Source organism: Phyllobacterium sp. SB3 (assembly GCF_040009165.1).
Lineage (GTDB): Bacteria > Pseudomonadota > Alphaproteobacteria > Rhizobiales > Rhizobiaceae > Phyllobacterium.
Window position 1 is genome coordinate 676,443 of sequence record NZ_JBDYKI010000001.1, and the last position, 17,585, is coordinate 694,027.

Below are 17,585 nucleotides of genomic sequence, written 5' to 3' on the forward strand. Positions count from 1 at the left end.
AGGGTCTGTGAGAGATGGAAATGGAGCGCTGAAATGACAGCAGATAATTTCGGGGGCAAGACTGCAGAACTCGCGTCGTCGGTCGCAGAATCCAAGTCTGACCGCGCAACTAAAGGCGCACGGCCTAGCCCGCGTGGTGCTCCGGTCGGGCGCATGACCACCGCAACGGCAATTTATCGTGAGCTTCACGCCGCTATTGTTGCCATGGAGATGACACCCGGAACCGCACTCAACGAGAAAGTTTTGACCGAGCGTTTCGGCGTTAGCCGCACGCCCGTTCGCGAAGCATTGATCCGCCTGGTAGAAGACGGCCTTGTTGACGTATTTCCTCAATCCGGAACCTTCGTTGCCCGTATTCCAGTAGCTCTCATCCCGCAGGCTGTCATTATTCGCCAAGCTCTTGAGGGTGCCACGGTCGAGCGTGCCGCCGCAGTGGCTACGCCCAAGGATATCGAATGGCTCGATGAAATCCTTGCCCGCCAGCATTTCTTTGCAGACCGGCAGAATATGAGTGCATTTCACGAGGCAGATGAAGCTTTTCACGAGGCCATTGCCGGAATTTCGGGGCATCCCGGCATCTGGCATTATCTGAAGCCCGTGAAAGTTCAGATCGACAGAGCACGCCGTATGACATTGCCGGGCCTGGGCCGGATGGGCCATGTGCTTGCCGAACACAAAATCATTCGCAATGCGATTGAAAACCATGACGTTCCCGCTGCCTGTGCGGCAATGAAACAGCATTTGAATGCCGTCATTCCCGATATTGAAACCTTGAGAAAAAGCCATCCGGGATCATTTGTCTGATCCACGGCTGGAATACGAAAATTTGACGGAGGAATAATGCGTCAGGCATGGAGATGGTTTGGGCCCAAAGCAGGGGTTTCACTCGACAATGTGCGTCAGGCGGGAGCAACAGACATTGTGTCTGCCCTTCATGAGGTGCCGATCGGTGAAGCTTGGACCAAAGAACAGGTTCAAACCCGTAAATCATTGATCGAGTCGACACCAGCAGACCGAACACCACTCACTTGGTCTGTAGTGGAAAGCATTCCGATCCCCGATGCCGTCAAGCGTCTCGGTGGAGCAGCAAAGCAAGAGATTGCGGCATGGATTGCCAGCATGGAAGCGCTTAGCGCCAATGACATCAAAGTCATTTGCTATAATTTCATGCCTGTCGTCGACTGGTGCCGCACAGACCTTGATTATGTGACACCAACGGGTTCTACCGCCATGCGGTTCGACCATAATAGCTTTGCAGTGTTCGATCTGCACATCCTGCAGCGCAACGGTGCCGAAAACGATTATTCCGCAGCTGATCGGGAAATCGCCAACGACCTTTATGAAGCTATGGGCGCGCAGGAGATATCCGATCTTACCCGGAACATAGCCAGCGCCCTTCCGGGCTCGACAACCGAGCCTCTGACCATTCCTGCATTCCGCGAGAAACTTGAAGCCTATTCCGGTATTGATGCACTGCGCCTGCGGCAGCACCTGATTGAATTCCTTGAAGCCGTTACTCCAGTTGCAGACGATCTTGGCGTCAAGCTGACGCTGCATCCGGATGATCCGCCCCGCTCGCTATTTGGCCTGCCACGCATTGCTTCAACGGAAGCGGACTACGCGGCATTGTTCGATGCAGTCCCTTCCGCTGCGAACGGCATGTGTTTTTGCACCGGCAGCCTTGGTGTACGTGCCGATAATGATTTGCCGAAAATCGCCCGGCGCTTTGCATCGCGCATCCATTTTTCGCATTTGCGGGCAACCACCCGGGAAGGCGATGGCCGCAGTTTTCATGAGGCAGCGCATCTGGAGGGTGATGTCGACATGGTTGCAGTCCTGCGCGAGCTGCTTGCTGAAGACAGTAAACGCGCCAAGCCGGACAGTATCATTTTCCGCTCGGACCATGGTCATCGCATGCTTGATGATTTGAACAAGGACGTGACACCGGGATACCCGGCAATTGGCCGCCTGCGTGGTCTTGCCGAGCTTCGTGGTATTATTCACGCCCTCGACGCGAGCGCACTCGCATAAAACCGATCACATTTTGCATCGTGTCAAAACCCCGGTTTGTTTCAAGCCGGGGTTTTCTACATCCAATGGCTTAATTCCTGTTAACCCTTTTATGTCGATTTACCGGGAGCGGCGCCTCACGCTTAATAATTCTATCATAAACCATCACAATATCGCCACACTTCCCCATGGCAGAAGGCATATCCCTTTCTATATAAAGCAACCCTGATCACGTTTTGAATCATAATAAGACAAGTTTTTTGAGTAACTTGGCAATTCTGTTCGGTTAATCTCAGATGTTCTTTCCGACCGAGACACCTCAGCGCCACATTTCTACAAAATAGAAGAGGCACTTCATCTACGCCACGATCTACTTGCCCAAGGTCATTTTCAGCTGCGTGTTTCTTCATAGGCATTTCTGCCACGGGCCGTTTAAAGTGCGACTTTCTCTATGATTTCTTTTTCAAGTATCCGTACGGTACTCGTCACCTCAATTGCTCTGTTGATGTTTGGTGCGGCTTCCGCAAATGCCGCATGCGGTGGTGCTTCCTGGTATGCTCTCCACTCCAAAACCGCTTCAGGTGAACGCATGAATCCCTCCGCACTTACTGCGGCTCATCGTACATTGCCTTTCGGTTCCAAGGTAAAGGTTACCAACCAGCGTAATGGCAAATCCATCGTGGTTCGCATCAATGATCGCGGCCCGTTCATCAAAGGCCGTGTGATCGATCTTTCCAAGGGTGCTGCAAACCGTCTCGGTTTTGTCAGTGCAGGCCACACGAATATCTGCATGGCCCGCCTCTGATAAAACAGGACCAACAATCTCGGCATTGACCTTGATCGTTGAACGTGACATCGCCATGTGAACATTCGCGTTAAAACCGGGGGCGTTCCATGGCACTGAAAGTCGCGGTCCAGATGGACCATATCAATTCTATCCGGATCGGCGGCGATACGTCCTTTGCGCTTTGTCTTGAAGCACAGAAGCGGGGACACAGCCTTTATCACTATACTCCTGACCGGCTGAGCATGCGCGATGGCATTGTCTCCGCACGTGTAGAAGAACTGAGTGTGCGTGATGTCGAAGGTGATCATTTCACGCTTGGCGAACAAATATCCCGTAATCTATCGGAGATGGATGTCGTGCTATTGCGGCAAGATCCGCCTTTTGACATGAACTACATCACAACTACCCATATGCTGGAGCGCATTCATCCGAAGACGCTCGTAGTCAATGATCCGGCTTGGGTGCGGAACAGTCCTGAAAAGATTTTTGTTACCGAGTTCCCCGACTTGATGCCGGAAACGCTGATCACCAAAGATCCGCAGGAAATTGCCGCATTCCGCAAGGAGTTCGGCGATATCATCCTAAAGCCGCTTTATGGCAACGGCGGCGCAGGCGTGTTTCATCTGGCCGATGGCGATCGCAATCTCACGTCACTGCTGGAAATGTTCGGCCAGATGTTCCGCGAGCCATTCATCGCTCAACGTTACCTCAAGGATGTTCGCTCGGGCGATAAACGCATCATCCTTATTGATGGTGAGCCTGTGGGAGCTATCAACCGGGTCCCATCTGAAACGGATGCCCGTTCCAACATGCATGTTGGTGGTCGTGCCGAAAAGACAGAACTGACAGAGCGTGAGCGGGAAATCTGCGCTCGAATAGGCCCGTCTTTGCGCGAGCGCGGGTTTATTCTTGTCGGTATTGACGTAATCGGCGACTATATGACCGAAATCAATGTCACGTCTCCAACAGGTGTGCGGGAAGTCAAAAAATTCGGTGGTGCCGATATTGCGGCGCTGTTCTGGGATGCAGTGGAAGCCAAGCGCCGGTAAATCCTGCGTTCACTCAATGTTCTTGTCATGCGGGATGAAACGTGCTGATGTGAAAACATTGGCACTTTTTCATTTTAGATTACTGTATTTTCAAGGAACATTGCATGGTTACCCGTGTCCGGACGGTCGCTTTTCAAGGCATTGAAGCCCAGCCTGTCGATGTACAGGTCATGATCGCACCGGGGAAGATGGGTATGCATATCGTCGGCCTTCCGGATAAGGCAGTGGCGGAAAGTCGTGAACGTGTGCAAGCAGCGCTACACGCTTCCGGTCTGTCAATGCCCGTCAAGAAAGTCACAATAAATCTTGCTCCAGCAGACCTTCCGAAGGAAGGCAGTCATTATGATTTGCCGATTGCCGTGGGCCTTATGGCTGGTCTCGGTGCTATTCCGGCCGATGCGCTACAATCTTATGTGGTGCTTGGCGAACTTTCACTTGATGGGACAATAACCCATGTCGCGGGCGTCTTGCCTGCAGCCATTGCGGCTAACAGACAGGAAAGAGGCCTCATATGTCCAGCACCATGTGGTCCGGAAGCTGCATGGGCTGGTTCGGATATTGATATTCTGGCGCCACGGAGCCTCATTGCACTCGCCAACCATTTTCGCGGCACACAGGTGCTTTCCCGCCCGGAACCGGCGATGCAGGCCGGGGCAACGGGGCTACCTGATCTGGCCGAGATACGTGGGCAGGAAAGCGCACGGCGCGCATTGGAGGTCGCCGCTGCAGGTGGACATAATCTCCTCATATTGTACGCTATTAATTAAATTGTACGCGGGCTTTATTTTAAGTTAGAGCCAGCTTTTTCAGCTAACGCAATAAGTTGGTTTAACCAATCATCTTCAAGCCTTCCTGCCGCAAGGACGAGGCGCTGTATAGCTTGTTGTTGAGACGGTTTAACCTCATCAGAAAAACTGCCATCCCATCCAAGCAAAAAATTTGGAGGGATTTCGAGGGCATGAGACAGCGCTACGATTATTTCGAAAGCAGGTCGGTTCGTTCCGGTTTCGAGTTTGCTGATGGTCACAGAAGATAGCTCTGCTTTCGTGGCTAATTCGCCTTGGGTGAGCCCACGCATTACACGAGCCGCCTTAAGACGCTCCTTAAATAACTCTGCGGACTGTAAGGCCTTTTGCTTCGGGGTCATCATTAACTGATGAGACGAGTCTACCCGCGATAAAATATCTATCCATACCAATTCGCGTTGAAAATGATATGGTTATACCATATGGAGGATTTTATTAGTCATTGATACCACCTAAGACGGAGAGCAAATGGAAGAACAGACGATTTGGGTCGATAGACCAGTGTTGCGGGATGTGTTTCTCAATCCCTTTTGGATCATTCTCACGATAGCGACGGGAGGACTTTTCCTGTTTGTCGTAGCATATCTGGTCATCGTTCGATTGACGACACGGTATACGCTGACCAACCATCGGCTGATGGTTGAGAAAGGTATCATCGCCAAAAAGATCGATGACATTGAGCTGTACCGAATCAAGGATACCAAGCTTGATCAGGGCGTGATTGATCGCATGCTTCAGATTGGATCAGTCAAGGTCAATACGTCAGATGTGTCGGGAAATTGGAATATTCAGAAAATTCTGTCACCGAGAGATACCCGCGAGAAAATTCGTAAGGCAACCGAACAGTTAAAGCAGAGCCGCAACGTTCGCATTCATACAGAGTAGGTGACTAAATGAAGCGTGCTTTTATAGCTCTTATCGCCGTAGGTGTGATTTTAACTGCGGCTAATGTGGAAACGGTCAGGCTTGATAAACTGGATCGAGCCACGGAAGTGTATATCCAGAGGGGACTGAACGACCGTGATGCCCAATGTTATGTGTACGCACTGAAATATATAAAGAAAAATGCCAAGCCGACAGAAATCTATGTCACGTTTGATGATCCGATGGAATCCGGTGTTAGCTTCGGGGTTGGAGAAAGCGGTGAAGCATACTCATGCGTGAACGGACGTTTCGAAAGTCGTGACGAAGGAACAAGGGAACTAATCAGAAAATTTCCGTAATAGCATCCAAGCTTGACGCCCAATCACCAGCCTCGACTCTTGACGATGGTTTTGCTTTGATTCCATAGGGGTGGGGATCAAAATTGGTGAAAGTGAGAAATTGGATTATCGGCGCAGCATTAATCGTGCTTGTCGTAAAATTGTTTGGTGAAGATAAACCGCCGCCAATATCCACACCGCCTCCCCAAGTGTCACAATCATCCGACCAACCGGTCGAGGGACTGGGTTTTATACAAAAGCCGTCGGTATCCCAGCGACCAGTTACACCGCCTCCGATTGTTGAGAAGCATCCGTACATCGGCAAACATCTTTACGTTACAACCCGCATTAACATGAGAGCTGAGCCCAACACGGCCTCTCAAGTCATAACCACCATAGATGCAAGCCAGATCGTTCAGGTTGTCAATCACCGATCCGGCTGGTTCAGCATATCGTATCGCAACCACACAGGCTGGGTTTATGGCCGATATATTTCGGAAACTGCTCCAAAACCGGTGAATAGTGAGCGACCGCGAGCGCCTTCGCCTCCATCGGCGGTAGTGCGAGTTCCATCTCAAAATCGATCAGGACAACCCGTTCGCCAGCCTTATTCCGGCACCTGTGACTGTCCCTACGACTATGCACGTAACGGTAGTCGTTGTGGCGGCAGGAGTGCCTACAGTCGTCCCGGAGGGCGTAGCCCAATTTGCTATTACTGACGATTGAAATGAAAAGGAAAATGCTGTTGTGAACCTTTTGCCGAGGTGATCGTTAGCGAAAATGGGAGGACAACTACAAGGGGAATATCAATGAAGTACTCAATCGAATTCAAGTCACTCCCTATCGATAACAAGCCCGAACTCTCACAGCTTCTTCAAGAACTGGAACCAAACCCGAATGCAATACTACCCGATATCGGCGACTTCCTTAGTTTCTTTGATTTTGACAGCAACGATGAAAAACTTTGGGTCGTGGTCTCCCGCTTCTTCCGATATCTGACTGATAAAGCATGCGTCATTGAAATACTGGTTGACCCTGTTCCAGAATAACCACGTGGGAAAAGCTAATTCGCTCTCACAGCGGGCGTTAGTAATCTTACCGGAACAGTCCAGAACGGATAATCGCCGGTTGGATCAAGCGTAACAGCCAAACACGGCTCTCCCAACATACGGCTATCGCCAGCAGCAATCCCGTAGTCTGGTTTCACGCAGGTGAAAACGATACTTCCCTTTTGAATCCAGCAATTAGGTTCAGGGAAATACGGAACGTCTTCAAGCAAGATATACGCTTGGAAATTATCGGGAATTGAAATTGTCTGCATCCACTAAGCATCAAGCCAAAGAGAATTTCGGACAACGACCGAATGCTTCTGATCACTTTCGAGCCTTCGGAAAGATGAAAATAAGTACGCTAATAAAAAAGACCCAACGCGGGAGCGGTCACGGGCAATCTTTTTCCCCTGAGTGCACGACGAGCTAGTACGCTCTTGCGAGTGCTCATCAAGATCAAACCTAACATTTGTATCGAACGCAAATCATATATTCAGTGTTGCTTTGTTTCGTGAGCTGAAAAGTGAGCTTTATTTCGCTTTTATTCTAATCAAAAAGAATTAGCTCTCGACGCATCTCTCCGAGCGCCCTAAAACAACGTGAGCATTAGAGTTGGGTTGCAATACACTTGAGGTGCGAATGGAATACGAATTCTTCGACGCTGGTTTGATTCAGGCAGATCGCATTCTTCGCATTTCCACGGTGCTTGGGCTTGATGTTTTTCTCGCCGAGAAGATGGATGTCCGCGAGGAAATCAATGGCCTGTTCGAAATCCATGTCAGTGTCAAATCCAAGCGCACCGACCTCAAGCCGGAAGAACTTGTCGGAACGCTTGCCGATGTCTCGCTGGAAGTTGCCTATGGCGAGCGCCGTCCCTGGAACGGACTGATCACAGGCTTTCGCGAAGGGCCACCGGTTTCGCGTGGACTGCGCTCTTATCAGCTGACCATCCGGCCGCAATTGTGGCTGCTGTCGCAGCGTTCGGATTGCCGGATATTCATGGATATGACGGCGCTGCAGATCGCTGAAACTCTCTTGTCGGAACACGGCATCAAGGCAGCGGTCACCGGCGGCGTCGTCAGTCCACCGGCACCAATTCATTACTCGGTCCAATGGAATGAGACGGACCTCGCCTACCTCACCCGCCGCCTTGAGGCGGATGGTCTCTTCTACTGGTTTGAACATGAGGATGGTGAGCATACGCTTCATATCGCCAGTCATCCTTTTGGGTATACTGAGGGACCGGAAACCGATGTTAGGTTTGCAGCAGGCTCCACGGACAGGAACCACATCAGCGCGTTTGCAAGAGACTATCAATTCACACCAGGAAAACGGGCTGGTGGTGACTGGAACTTTGAGATGCCGAAGGGGCCACAGGGTGCGGTCACTCCCTCGCTCGTGTCGCTACCGAAAAACGCAGAGTACGAACTGTTCCATTACCCGGCGAAAGCCATGGATCAATCTTCCAACGAAGCGGCTTCAAAGCTTCGCATGCAGGCGGTTGAGGCCGACCACGAGAAGATCGAGGGATCATCCACGGTCAGGACCCTTGCAGCGGGCCGCAAGTTCAAGCCCTATGAAGTTGCTCATGCCGAGCACGTGTTTGAGGAATATGTGGTCACCGCCATTGTGCACCGGATTGTCGATCACTCTTACGAGACTGCGGAAGATGGCTCTCTCGACTACTCCAACAGCTTTATTGCGCTTCCCTCAAGACTTCCCGCAACGCCGCACCGGACAACGCCGCAGCCGAGGGTTGACGGCTCGCAGGTCGCCATAGTCGCCGGACCACCCGGCGAGGAAATTCACCCGGATGAATACGGCCGGATCAAGGTGTGGTTTCCGTGGCAACGCAATCGCGCCAAGAAGGATGGCTCCGATACTTGCTGGATACGCGTCATGCAGTCGTGGGCCGGTGGTGGCTTCGGTGCACAAGTCATCCCACGTATCGGCATGGAAGTGATGGTCACCTATCTTGAAGGCGATCCCGACCGTCCCGTCGTGACCGGCATCGTGCCAAATCCAAGCACAAAGGTTCCGTATAAGCTTCCCGCAAACAAGACAAAGAGTGTGTTCAAGACCAACACGCATAAGGGGAAAGGCTTTAACGAACTGACATTTGAGGACGAAAACGGGCGTGAACAAATTTATGTCCACGCTGAAAGAGATATGGATGTCGAAATTGAACACGATGAATCAAAAATTGTAGGGCATGATAGGCTTTCTTATGTCAGAAATGATCACGTAGAGCGTACGGATGGAAACAAGACAAACATTGTATTTAAGAATGAACTCAGCCAAACAAGGTTAAATAAGACCATACAGATTGAAGGTGACATGCGTCTTTCAGTCGGAAAGTCGGGTCTGTCAACAAGTTTGCCCGACGCTAATTTACGCATCTTTGATCAATTTGTAAAACTTCGCGAATCTTATCAGGTTCTTGACGATAATTATAAGGGGCCAGGAGATTTCCACGTCAACATTTCTGGCAAATCGTCGATACGAGTCCAAGGAAACAGTACGGAGATATCGAATGGCTCAAAATCCTTGGCCTCAGGAAAGAGCATATTGATGTCAGGCAATCAGCACGTGATTGTTAGTGCCGGACAATCCATTGAACTGAGATGCGGGAAATCAAAAATTATTTTGAATAAGGACGGGCAAATTGAAGTGAACGGGGTTTCTATAAAGTTGAATGCTAAACGCATCGATTTAAACTGAAAGAAATAAAGCACAGATATGGGTTATAATGGCACTGAAATAGGTATCGAGCTTGATGCGGATGTTATTCATCATGATTCTGATGAAATATTTGCCGTGCGCTTACCTGGAATTCCAGCAAATTGGAAGCCAGTATTTGATGAAGAATCAAATGCAGTGATTGGGTGGGTGGAAGAATGGACTGGTCTTAAGAAAATATACGACCTTGAAGGCAAGTTCGTGGGGATGGAAGAACTTCCCTTAGAGAATGTTTACATTGTCGAAGACATACTTTTGCTTTTTGTTGGAATCACAGAAATTAAGTGGATTCTACAAGGAGGAAAAGAAGCTGCTGTTGTTGCGGGAAGGCAAATAGGGCGCTCAGCCAGTTTAGGCATTGCGGCTGCTCTTATAAGTCGATCAGCTTTGGTTGGGTTGCGCATTTCGTTTCGCCAATTGACTAAGCGGGAGATCTTTAAGTTCACGGGCACCACAGCAGTACATATGGCAGAAAAAGGTAGATACGTGCCTACGCATGTCCTTTATCTGGCAGCTCGCTACGGCAAAAGAATGGCTGATCCCCAAGGCGTTGCTGGCGCGGTGAAATTTATCCTTGAGCTTGAAAAATACGATAAAACTGGCCAAGCTAAGAAATACACATTGGAATTAGTCCTTCGGACGAAGGACTGGACTGTACTTCATTTCCTTTATAAATAGAACAAGAGCAGAGTTATGATCGAATTGTGGGTTGAAGAGTGTATTTCATATAAAAGTATATATGGCATCGATTACTACTCGTTCGATATGAGTTGCCATTCCGAGGAATCTACGGATGTATTTCCGCACGTTAATTCTTATGACAACGTTATTCTAAGCAGTCCCGATACTGACGTGGATATTCGCTTCACACAGAGAAGCAGAGACGGGAGCAATATACTTGCAGGGGTCTCAACTAGAATAAAAGATGTTGCGGAAAGCGAATATAGCCTCTTTCACCAAGTGCTCAACAAGTGTGAAAATTGGACTGCGAGAAATTTCCTTATAAATTCAAATATCAACATCTCTCCTATCTTTTTCTTGAAGGAAAACAATGCATTTTTACTACTTAATCGCTCAGCTTTAACAAGCGCGATCGCTGTAATTAGCAATCGCAATTTTGAGATTGTTCTAGATAACGAAAGAGTAGCTTTGGCGTTCTGTTTTAAAGATGTGGAGTTTGACAGAATGTGACTATCGTGTTTGCTGAAGGGGATCGATCCTCTTCTTGGATTTATGTATTATGCCAAGGCTCATTTATCAGAACCGATATGTCCAGTCTCGATTTGCGATAGACAGAATGTGCCACGATTCGACTGGGAAGCTGCCTCCAAGCGGGCCAGCAATGCTCGAGAATCCACTATGCAGAAAAGCAGCGATGTTATAGTGACCAAAAGAATATGGGCATAGAATACTTTGGGGCCAAAATGACGGGAAAAAGCAAGATCGCTCTCGCGATGCTGATCGCAGTGATGTTTACGATACATTTTTATATTAGCAGATCACCGATTGGCATCGGGTACATCATTGCCCAAACGACAGCATTTTTTGCAATCGTTGCATGTTTTGCCGGAGCGATTGCGCATTTTACAAAGAGCAAATTTAGAGGCGATATAACACTGGCCTTAACCCTGGTTATGTTGATTATGTCAAATCGATCAATAATCGTTGACACTTATGATGTGAGGAAATTCCAAACTGAAGCTGCGGCAGTGGGTCCAGACAAACTAATGGAGACAATTCAACGCTCCAATACTCGTTACGCTGCAACAGCTCGTGGAATGCAGGCGATCTCAACAGAAAGTGCAGCCTCGTTCGAAAAGCTTTTAAACTCACTAGATGATCCCGCACTCGACGGACCGTTTTTACCAGAAAAAGTAATGGACATCGGCTCACTGCGAGCAGCCAATGCGGCGGCAAATGCGAAAATTACACTTCTGGCCGATTTTGGACCAAAAGCGGAAGAAATTTTCAGTATCGAACGGCATAAATTTGATCTCCTGCTGGCTCAGCTGTCCAGCCAAATGCGTAAGGGATATCTTGGGGGCATTGAGCGAAGGCACACAAACAATCGGAGCATTTTTTCTCGTCGGGTTGCAGGTTTTAGCGAGCTTATGAATACAGCCGCTTCAACGTCGCAGTTTCTTCTTGACCGCCAGGGCCAGTATTCGCTTAGCGCAGATGGTGTTTTGCTCTTTGAGAGTGACAGCGATAGTGAAGAATTCAATCGTCTCGTTACCAAGTTAAACGAGACGGTCAACAACGACCAAGCGCTTGTCCAAGAGGGGCTAACATTGGCTAAGAGTGCTTCCACAGAAATGTGGTCTGCGCTCTCCAGCAGTCAATAACAACCACATTCCAACGCTAGGTGAGCATGATCGCAGAAATGACAACCATGAAGTTCCGCGTACTAGTGATTGCAAACTTGGTTTTAGCATTGACCAGTGGATTGGTTGAATTCTTTAGCACCGTGGCAGATGCCAAAGCTCCAACCGAGATTACCTAAGCAGACATCCTGCTTCTCGTTGCGGCGGTCGTAACAACGATAGGCTTATTGCGATTTGGAGGTCCCAGCCTGCGGCTTCATACATAACTATCACTGGTATAGTTACGCAGCTGCTGCCAATTGAACCCACGGCATCAACGCTCACAATCGGTGCGTTGCTTGCAGCGACATATTGGTCAGAAATCCGCGTCAGGTTTACGCCGAAACAATCTGCGAGGCAGCTCGCATAGTCGGCCAATTTCAACGTTCGATCCATTCGCATTCCATGGATCAATTACACCATAAAATTATGCGGATAACTCATTGCGATCTACTGGAATGAAAGCCTTGGACCGTTCATTCTCAGCGCGAACGGGGCGGACCAAAAATGACGACACTCAACACCTATGAGTTTAATACAGCTACGCCTGAACAGGGCAGTCACCCAATTACGGTATCAATCAACCCGCATAACTTTTCACCAGCAGGGAGAAGGAGAAAAGGTCAATCGACCACACGACATTTGTTGATTGGTTTCGATACTGAGTACCAGTCATTCAATGTGACGGCTGAGCAGATCAAGGATCGCAAAGCGCGAAACGAGGTTCTTTCCTACCAGTATTGCGTCAAGCTTATCGATGCAAACAGTCAACCAGCCGATCCGCCAATTTCAGTTTCAGGAATTATCATTCCGGATGAAGATAAACGATGGTTTCTTGACGACTTCATCGCAGCGAGCCTTGGCGATCTTGTCGGGAAGAATCCTGACATCGTTCTTCCCAAGGATGTTTACCTGATAGGCCATTTCACTCGGGCAGATTTGCCAGCTTTTGAGGGGTTTGCCGATCATGCAAGAAATTTACTGTCCAATGTTCGCAGCACATTTGTTTCCATTGACGCGTCCCAGAAGCTAACGATCTGCGATAATCAAAACAACGATCTCGGCACGCTGAATGTCAGAATGCGTGACACAATCCTGCTAGCTCCAGCGAACGCAAAATCCTTGGCGGCCATCGGTGACATCTTGGGTTTTGAAAAGTTCTCTCTGGCGGATGATGCCGCCACGGAGCTTCATATCAAAGAGAATATGAAAGAGTATCGCCGGACGAATTGGCCAGAGTTCCGCGACTATGCAATTCGAGACGCGGAAATCTGTGTTGCTTATGCAGAACGGATTATCAGGCAGAACCATCAATTATTTGGTGAGTTCAAAATGCCGGTCACACTGACAAGCTTCGGTCGCAAACTGGTGTGGCAAGGCTGGGAAGAAAAGGGGCTTGATCCTTATCAGATCGTTGGAAAAGAGAAGGTGGACACCAAACAATACAAGAAGAAACTGGGCTACTTTATATCAGATACAGAAACACCATTCCTGCCAAAGGTACATTTTAAGCAGGCTTTTATTACAGAGTGTTTTCACGGCGGACGCAATGAGCAATATCATTTCGGCATAGCTGATGAGGGCGAGTGGAAAGACATCGATTTGAGTTCAGCCTATCCAACGGCAATGTCCCTGATAGGCACGCCAGACTGGGAAAGTGTGCGAGAGGTCTACAGTATTGATGATTTCAAGCTGGATGATCTTGGCTATGCGTGGGTGGAATTTGAATTTCCGGCGTCAGCTCGGTTTCCCACACTACCAGTCAGAACCGCGCATGGAATTATATTTCCAAGAAAAGGAGAATCTTATTGTGCTGCGCCTGAGATTTATCTTGCAAGGAAGCTTGGGGCAACACTGACGGTCAAAACAGCGGTCGTCGTGGACACAGATAAGAAAAACCCGGTATTTGCAGATTTTAATCGCGATTGCATCGAAAGGCGCAATGCGTTCGGTAAAGGCACGTTCGACAATCTGTTCTGGAAGGAAGTTGGAAACAGTACGTATGGTAAGACAGCGCAAGGGCTGAAAGAGAAAAGGGTATATGATCTCAAAAGCGATGATATGGTCGAGTTACCTGCCAGTGAATTGACACAGCCGTTCTTCGCCGCCTTCATCACATCGTATACAAGGGCCGTACTTGGGGAAATCCTCAATAGATTTCCCCCTTCCGTAAAAGTGTTCAGCGCGACTACGGATGGCTTGCTCACCACCGCTTCACAAGCTCAAATAGATAAGGCTTCGACAGGGGCATTGGTCAAATCATTTGGTGCGGCCAGACAAAAGCTGGTCGGCAACGATACGTCACTGGAAATAAAGCATCAGATCAGGCAGCCGTTGGGATGGCGAACACGTGGATCGGCGACACTGAAAAAAGGTTTTGGTAAAGATGCGATCGTTCTTCAAAAAGGAGGGCTGAAAACCAACATTCTTTTCGATGATGATCAGCAAAACAATCATGTCGTAGAATTATTCTTCAATCGCTATCCTGAACAAAAGCTGGAATACACGTCCGGTATTGGTATCAAAGACATGGTAAGATTTGAAACAGACTTCGTTTTCAAGGACGTGTCGAAACGCGTTTCAATGGAGTTCGATTGGAAACGCAGACCAATCCAACCAAGTGATAAATCGGTCGTTTTTAACGGGAAAACCTATACCCACCTGTCTTATGAAACCGCTCCACTGGAAGATGCAGAGGAATTCAAAAAGGCAAGAAATGCATGGGAAAAATATGATTCCAAGTCTCACAGTTGCCTGAAGACAAAATCCGATTTTGATAATTTCAATACGTATCTCCAAACCAACTCCACGCCTGATCGCCAGCGGGCAAAGTACGTGAGCAGACAAGCGGGAGATATGAAAAGGCTAAGAAGAGATTTGTGCCGTGCGTTCAAGCATTCACTGGCAGGGTTTGATCGTGAGATTGAAATTCAGGGAAAAATCTCCCATGCAAGCTTTATGAGTGCGTTGGCGGATTGCGGGATCGAGTGCAAAGATTCTGATCTGGATAATGGCAAGCGGGCAGAGTTCAAACCCAACCAATCGTTCCGTACAGAAAAGGCCATGCAGGCTATCCAGATGTTAAAGCAAAACCACTATCCGCAGTTGGATATCGATATCCTGATGGAACCTGAATAAGAAAATCGCGTCAACAAGGATTTAACCCACTTCAGTAAACTGAAGAGAAATCCGTACCGGATTTCTGATCCGGTTTTTTATGAGATTCACTTTATCTAAGGGCCAATGGATAACTCGTGAAAACCCTTCTTCATCCCTCGAAAGCCAGCATAAATATTGAAATCAGATAAACCTCAGTGGTCACCTACCAAGGTCCCAACCACAGATTTCAATATTTATCCCACCTATCGAGGAACGGGCCTCACCAAGTTTAATGTTTACAGGATGAGTGAATTGTTTTAAATAATAACGACGCGTCTATTACGTAGACAAGTATAATCCGTAAATGTTTGCCTCCCCACACCCATATATAACTTTTACGGATTTTGGTTTGTTTTATATTATAAGAATATATTGGATATATTAAACCCAAGCATCTATGCGATGCAGGATAACACACCACTTTATATACAAAACCATAAAAATCATTCTCTTATCCTCCTTTTGTTTTATCTTGAAAGGGCCTGATTACCAAAAAAGGAGAAAAGACGCGTTTACGCGTGCCGCAGGCTAATTCCTATCCATTGGCATCATTCAAGGAAAACTCATCCAATCATTGTTGAGTTTGGAACCAGACTTTATCCGGAAGACAACCTTATCGTTTTGAGATACCGGCTGTGTTGAGATTGTATCAAGCCGTCATCAATCCACCTCCTGCTTTTCCGTTGACAATCCAAGGCATGACCGACGCAGGATCTTCAAGTATCTTTGCCTTGCGGGCGAAGCCTTCAAATGCCGAATGAGCCACGCTCAGCGGCTTATGGCCGTCGAAGACTTCACAGCATGTACGCCATGCAGTTTCATGAATAAGATCGCGATGGGCTTCCGGCCAGTTGTCCAGAAATTCAATCGCATCATCAAGCGTTGCGATTTCGCGAACAATTCGCGATCCATCTTTTACGAAGATTGGGCTTTCGAAATATATGTTCATCAATTCCTCCAGAATGGTTCACCAAGAAATCGATTGGGTTTGATTAGGCTTTCCCTGAAGATCGTACGCGGCGGCGCATGCAACCACCTTTTGCCTTGCGTAAGATCTCGGAGATTGTTTCAGGCGGTGAGTAGTCTCGAACCGCCTGAGCCTTGATCTTGATAAGCAGCTCCGGTGGAGCTACGCGATTAACAGAGGTTTTTTGAGTCAGTCCTTCCATGTTTTGCCACTCCCTGAAGAATAACAAACTGCGCCCACGATACATATCGCGGGGTAGCATTTGGGTTGTTTGGATACCCGGAATTATAATTCTGGGAAAACTGCGTTTCAAGAGTTTTGTCGTAATTTTTCAGAGCCGTGCGGAAGCCTGTCGGGCTTTCTCAATTGCCACAAACTGAAACACACCACGTGTCAGGATAGCTGTTCTATTTGGATTTACGAAGCTTTGACTGGCGGGTCTGCTCTTCTTCGGCCTCAGCCAAAGTCTTGAACGGTCCCATGATCTCAGGTTCAGGGGAACCATCTTCAATATTTAGATAGAACAGCCCCAGACTCGTCGTAACGTAAGTCGAAAGCTTTTTGTTTTTCTTCTTGGCCATTGCTCACCTGTGCAAAATGCCCAAATAACAGTTTCGCGGCTAACAAATCAAGCAATCATGGTCTAGATTAAAAAAGGGTATGATATCGGGCTCAGGACCCTAGATAGTTCTTCACTGTCTGAGGAAAGAACCTGCCGCCATTTCTGGTTTTAATCCCTTTCGCATTCAAAGTTCTTGCCAATTGACTAAGGGACTGGTTTTTCCAGTCTTCGTCCAAGTGGCTGACAAGTGACGACGCGAACGCTTCAGCGTCAGCCTTGTTCTTTTCAGCCAAAACTGATCCATTCAGACCAAGCTGTTTTCCTTGCCTTTTGGCTTGAGCGAGTGCTGCCTTGGTTCTCTCGGAAATCAGTCTGCGTTCTTCCTGTGCCAGTGCTGCGAAAATGTGAAGCTGAAAATCCGTTGCATTCGGCATTTCCGCGATAACCAGTGGAACGCCTTTTTCCATCATTGTCGCAATGAAACTGACGCGTCTCGAAAAACGGTCGAGTTTGGCTATCAGCAATGAAGCGCCTGACTTCTTGGCAAACGCCATCGCCCTGATCAACTCAACACGTTGATCATTCCTGCCAGATTCAACTTCAACAAAGTCGGCGATCAGCTGACCATTTGCTTCAGCAAATGCTTCGACCATCTGTTTTTGAGCTTCCAGACCCAATCCAGATTTGGACTGCTTTTTGGTCGAAACCCGGTAATAAGCAACGTATTGCATCGATCCTCTTCAAACATAAACGCTGGTTTATGTTTGACGGGTCACGTCGAATAAATTGGGGGGCAACGAAAAAAGTTCAACTGCGCAGGGATTCCGCGCCGACAAAGAAGTTTGTGAGAATACTACGCAGATACGGAGATTGTTAACTTTATACATTGAAT

Annotated in this window: 18 protein-coding genes and 1 pseudogene; 14 read left to right on the forward strand and 5 right to left on the reverse strand. The window is 48.2% G+C overall.

The features are described 5' to 3' along the window. Positions 1-33 precede the first annotated feature (33 nt). The 5 genes and pseudogenes from ABKW30_RS03380 to ABKW30_RS03400 form a co-directional block, all read left to right on the forward strand. A complete protein-coding gene (locus ABKW30_RS03380) occupies positions 34-804 on the forward strand; it encodes a GntR family transcriptional regulator (protein WP_348596591.1) in 771 nt (256 codons plus the stop codon). A 36-nt stretch (positions 805-840) separates the two neighbouring features. Continuing rightward, the gene (gene uxuA, locus ABKW30_RS03385; RefSeq protein WP_348596592.1) at positions 841-2,031 is read left to right on the forward strand and encodes a mannonate dehydratase; all 1,191 of its coding nucleotides are present in this window, start codon (positions 841-843) and stop codon (positions 2,029-2,031) included. 430 nt (positions 2,032-2,461) lie between these two features. Continuing rightward, positions 2,462-2,815 carry a septal ring lytic transglycosylase RlpA family protein gene (locus tag ABKW30_RS03390; protein WP_348596593.1) on the forward strand — a complete coding sequence of 118 codons (354 nt, stop codon included), beginning with the start codon at positions 2,462-2,464 and terminating at the stop codon, positions 2,813-2,815. 89 nt (positions 2,816-2,904) lie between these two features. Then, positions 2,905-3,846 carry a glutathione synthase gene (gene gshB, locus ABKW30_RS03395; protein WP_348596594.1) on the forward strand — a complete coding sequence of 314 codons (942 nt, stop codon included), beginning with the start codon at positions 2,905-2,907 and terminating at the stop codon, positions 3,844-3,846. A 104-nt stretch (positions 3,847-3,950) separates the two neighbouring features. Next, positions 3,951-4,595, forward strand: a pseudogene (locus ABKW30_RS03400) (magnesium chelatase domain-containing protein); the annotation flags it as partial. A 32-nt stretch (positions 4,596-4,627) separates the two neighbouring features. On the opposite strand, the gene ABKW30_RS03405 reads toward ABKW30_RS03400, so the two are convergent. Next, a complete protein-coding gene (locus ABKW30_RS03405) occupies positions 4,628-4,996 on the reverse strand; it encodes a helix-turn-helix transcriptional regulator (protein ID WP_348596595.1) in 369 nt (122 codons plus the stop codon). Between the two features lie 124 nt (positions 4,997-5,120). Here ABKW30_RS03405 and ABKW30_RS03410 point away from each other — a divergent pair, with 124 nt between their 5' ends. From ABKW30_RS03410 to ABKW30_RS03450, 9 genes are all read left to right on the forward strand, one after another. Beyond that, positions 5,121-5,537, forward strand: a complete 417-nt coding sequence (locus ABKW30_RS03410) for a PH domain-containing protein (protein ID WP_348596596.1) — start codon at positions 5,121-5,123, stop codon at positions 5,535-5,537. A gap of 8 nt (positions 5,538-5,545) precedes the next feature. Beyond that, the gene (locus tag ABKW30_RS03415) at positions 5,546-5,875 is read left to right on the forward strand and encodes a hypothetical protein (RefSeq protein ID WP_348596597.1); all 330 of its coding nucleotides are present in this window, start codon (positions 5,546-5,548) and stop codon (positions 5,873-5,875) included. A 332-nt stretch (positions 5,876-6,207) separates the two neighbouring features. Beyond that, entirely contained in the window at positions 6,208-6,573 is a 366-nt protein-coding gene (locus ABKW30_RS03420; RefSeq protein ID WP_348597602.1) for an SH3 domain-containing protein, read from the forward strand. A 90-nt stretch (positions 6,574-6,663) separates the two neighbouring features. After that, positions 6,664-6,903 (forward strand): hypothetical protein, encoded by a 240-nt coding sequence (locus tag ABKW30_RS03425; protein WP_348596598.1) that lies wholly within the window; start codon positions 6,664-6,666, stop codon positions 6,901-6,903. A 639-nt stretch (positions 6,904-7,542) separates the two neighbouring features. Further along, positions 7,543-9,624 (forward strand): type VI secretion system tip protein TssI/VgrG, encoded by a 2,082-nt coding sequence (gene tssI, locus ABKW30_RS03430; protein ID WP_348596599.1) that lies wholly within the window; start codon positions 7,543-7,545, stop codon positions 9,622-9,624. Positions 9,625-9,642: 18 nt separating this feature from the next. Then, on the forward strand, positions 9,643-10,320 hold the full coding sequence (locus ABKW30_RS03435) for a hypothetical protein (RefSeq protein WP_348596600.1): 678 nt from the start codon (positions 9,643-9,645) through the stop codon (positions 10,318-10,320). Positions 10,321-10,335: 15 nt separating this feature from the next. After that, positions 10,336-10,833 carry a hypothetical protein gene (locus ABKW30_RS03440; RefSeq protein WP_348596601.1) on the forward strand — a complete coding sequence of 166 codons (498 nt, stop codon included), beginning with the start codon at positions 10,336-10,338 and terminating at the stop codon, positions 10,831-10,833. A 233-nt stretch (positions 10,834-11,066) separates the two neighbouring features. Then, positions 11,067-11,987, forward strand: coding sequence for a hypothetical protein (locus ABKW30_RS03445; protein WP_348596602.1), 921 nt, complete (start codon positions 11,067-11,069; stop codon positions 11,985-11,987). 525 nt (positions 11,988-12,512) lie between these two features. Continuing rightward, positions 12,513-15,143, forward strand: coding sequence for a hypothetical protein (locus ABKW30_RS03450; RefSeq protein WP_348596603.1), 2,631 nt, complete (start codon positions 12,513-12,515; stop codon positions 15,141-15,143). Between the two features lie 670 nt (positions 15,144-15,813). Here the strand turns inward: ABKW30_RS03450 and ABKW30_RS03455 are convergent. The 4 genes from ABKW30_RS03455 to ABKW30_RS03470 all read right to left on the reverse strand — a co-directional run bounded on the left by ABKW30_RS03455 (position 15,814) and on the right by ABKW30_RS03470 (position 17,424). Continuing rightward, positions 15,814-16,113: a DUF982 domain-containing protein gene (locus tag ABKW30_RS03455; RefSeq protein ID WP_348596604.1), complete on the reverse strand. Its 300-nt coding sequence runs from the start codon at positions 16,111-16,113 to the stop codon at positions 15,814-15,816. A gap of 43 nt (positions 16,114-16,156) precedes the next feature. After that, positions 16,157-16,333 (reverse strand): hypothetical protein, encoded by a 177-nt coding sequence (locus tag ABKW30_RS03460; RefSeq protein ID WP_348596605.1) that lies wholly within the window; start codon positions 16,331-16,333, stop codon positions 16,157-16,159. A 205-nt stretch (positions 16,334-16,538) separates the two neighbouring features. Then, entirely contained in the window at positions 16,539-16,712 is a 174-nt protein-coding gene (locus ABKW30_RS03465) for a hypothetical protein (protein WP_348596606.1), read from the reverse strand. Positions 16,713-16,803: 91 nt separating this feature from the next. Beyond that, on the reverse strand, positions 16,804-17,424 hold the full coding sequence (locus tag ABKW30_RS03470) for a recombinase family protein (RefSeq protein WP_348596607.1): 621 nt from the start codon (positions 17,422-17,424) through the stop codon (positions 16,804-16,806). Between the last annotated feature and the right edge of the window lie 161 nt (positions 17,425-17,585).